This window comes from Planktotalea sp., assembly GCF_018607965.1.
Taxonomy (GTDB): Bacteria; Pseudomonadota; Alphaproteobacteria; order Rhodobacterales; family Rhodobacteraceae; genus Planktotalea.
In genome coordinates this window covers 1-3165 of the sequence record NZ_JABBAM010000090.1, presented here as the reverse complement: position 1 = coordinate 3165, position 3165 = coordinate 1, and the positions used below count along the sequence as shown (strand labels likewise).

Here is a 3165-nt window from a genome sequence, read left to right as displayed (position 1 = left end):
TTCGTTCAAGTTTTCGCGCCACATCGCACCCGCGCGCGAGGCGGTGTTCACGATCGATGCGCCCTCGGACAGCTTGCCAAGCATCGCATCTAGAAACGTTTTCAATCCAAAATAATTGACCTTCAAGATCAACTCTTCCAATCCTTCGCGCGGTGGAACACCCGCATTGTTGATCAGCGCATTAAACGGTCCTTCGGCCTGTTCGACCGCGGCTGCGATTGATGCAGGATCACTCAGATCAATCTTGATCCATGTATCCACATTCGCATCGGGTTCGTTCACATCAAAAGCCGTTACATGATGGCCCAGGGCCTTCATTTTGGCAGCAACTTCTGCACCGATGCCCGTGGCACCACCTGTTAGTGCTACTTTCATGTTCGCTCCCTCACGTCGCCGCGCTCAGGACCTGACCGCACTTGGGTCAAATCGCAAAGTTTATTAAATCCAAACCGCCCGTTAATAGTCAATCTCAAGATGTGTTTCTCCATGAGCCGCGCGTGATTGGCACAAAATAATTTGACCCGCTTGTTGGGCTTTAGACAGCACATAATCGCGGTGTTCCACCTCGCCAGAGATCACACCGCACTTGCACACCCCGCATATACCGTCTGAGCATTTCACGTCCACATGCACACCATTTTCGATCAGGACATCCGAAATGGTCTTGTCCTGTGGAATTTCAAATTCCCTCCCCGACTTCGCCAATTTGACGGTGAACGCGTGGTTCACATAGTCGGGCTGCTCTGGCACCGCGAAGTATTCTAGGTGGCGCGCGTCTTCTGGGAAACCATTGCGCTCTGCTGCGTCCATGACGCCTTCCATGTAGCGATCTGGTCCGCATGTGTAGACATGCCAATCCGGACAGTACCCTGACAAGATCACGTCCAAATCAGCACGCGTCCCTTGATCAGAAAAATGAAACGTCACGTGGTCGACCCACGGCATGTTTTTCAAGTCCGCGACGTATCCAGCCCCGTCCTTGGTGCTGGCTGAATAGTGCATTTCAAACGTTTTGCCCAAAGCATGTAGGCGATGTGCAAAAGCGATCATTGGCGTAATCCCGATACCGCCACCCATAAGAAACGTTTTGCTGGCGCCCTCCACCAATTCAAAGTGATTGATCGGCTTGGAAATAAAGACGCGACGCCCCTCGTTGAAGATACGATGCAGGAACTTGGACCCCCCCCTGCCCTCGTCTTCACGCAACACGCCAATCTGATACGAGCTGCGATCCGCAGGATTTCCCGACATGGAATATTGGCGCACAAATTCAGGGGCCACGACCACATCCAAATGCCCACCCGCAGTCCATTCTGGCAAATCGCCGCCATCAAATGCTGAGAACTCATACTTGGTGACGCCCGCCGTCATTGCTTCGACCTTCGAAATACGGGCCATGATTACTGGCGCATCGTCAAAAGACGGATAGTCATGCGCCAAGCCATCGGTTTCTCCGCGCGCAAGGCGGGCCTTGTAGTCGTCTGCTGTGATCATCGCCTCGTAGGCCGCAATGCCCGCTTCGCGATCCATGGGAAACGGGTATGGCCACGGATGCGGCGCAAGATTGGCGGGGTAAACGGCCAGCGTTTGGTCCTCAAACTTGAGATCCAGATCCGTTTGCAAGCCGCGACGGTTCACAGGCTGTGCAGGTTTACGATATGCGCCGTCCTCTTTGACTTCGATATCCCACCACCACTTTTTATAGTCGTTCAAACCCCCATTACCGAGCGTGTCGTCCAGCTTTGCCAGCACGGGTGCCGCCGCAGGAATATTCATCGCGGCCCAACGGAACGGCTTTTCTGCAAACAACCCCTCAAGGTTCCAAGGACAGGTCTTCATACACCGCCCACACATCGCACCGCCTTCAGTAGTAATGCGGTAAGTCGTGCACTTCTGACTGTCAGACTTCCAAATCTCGTAGCCATTAAACATCAACTTCGGACCAGCCGTGATCGCCCCAGAGGGACATTCGCGTGCGCATTTATTACAGCTTTCGCAGAATTTCTGCAGGCCAAAATCAATCGGCTTGTCATGTGCAAGCGGCATATCCGTTGTCACAGCACCCGATTTCAAACGTGGGCCGAGCAGCGGATGCAAGATCACTTCACCAATGCGACTGACCTCGCCCAACCCCGCAAGTAAGAGCAAAGGCGGTTGCAAGACTTCGCCGTCCATGACCGTATGCGCCTTGGCTTTATAACCCATATTGCGGATTTGCTTGGCAATCACACCGCCCAAAAGCGAAAAGCGCAGGTAAGCACGCATGCTTTGGGCAACCGCGACCCAATCATCGCCGCTCGCGCCGTCCATCGTCTCGTAGCCCTGATCAATCAACATGCTTATTGCATGGTTGTGGGGCGGAATTATCGGCTCGCCCGTTGCGTCGTGGCTGTACCACGTCCAATCAGGACAACGCGAAATACCGACCGCATCAATGCCTAAAAAATAGCTCGCCGCTTTAACATTGGCCGCGTTCAATTCCGCGTCTGTTGGAGGTGCGGCAACAGGCTCTGCCCCGCCATCTTGCAGCAAAACAAATGCCCCAAGGATACGCCGTTGCGCGGCTGAAAGCGCACATTTGCGCGCATAGTAGCCACCTGCGGCTGCCTTTTGCTGCTTCTTGCCCAACTCACCAAACTGCGCGCGGGCAAACATGTCTGTGCGCTTGGGAACACGGGCGACACGCTCTTCGTCGATATACGTCGTTGGTGTGTCTTTGCGTGTCAGCTTTTCAAACGGCAACGCCCCGTCCACAAAGTTACGTTTCGCATAGGGGTCACGATTAAATGCGTTTTTCATCGTGTCCGTACCAAGCCACCATGCAGGCCCTTGCGTCTTAAACCACGGTTGATCCGCCATCGCAGCCAAAGGTGCATCCGTTGCCAATTCAAAGTTCGTGGTCACAACGGCCAGACCAAAGCCAGTCCCAATATAGGGCGCAACGAGCGCGCCGTCTTCGACACTTGCAAGACCCGCAGCCACAGCCAACTTGTTCATGTCCACATCGGTCGTGGAAATAGAATGCGACCGAGAATCGTAACCAAGCAAACGCAGGTAATTCGCGACCCCGACCGCAGCCTCATTGGCGCGCAAACACGCACGATGATCTTCGCATCCGATGATCCAGTCCGCGCCCGGTTCATCCGCACGTACAGCGCGGTTCTG

2 protein-coding genes are annotated in these 3165 nt (G+C 54.4%); both read right to left on the bottom strand.

The genetic code is table 11. From position 1 onward, the window contains the following. On the bottom strand, positions 1–375 hold a 375-nt coding region (locus QZ279_RS08570), incomplete at its 3' end, for an SDR family NAD(P)-dependent oxidoreductase (protein WP_293449951.1). 81 nt (positions 376–456) lie between these two features. Beyond that, the coding region (locus QZ279_RS08565; protein ID WP_293449950.1) for a reductive dehalogenase at positions 457–3165 on the bottom strand (2709 nt) is incomplete at its 5' end.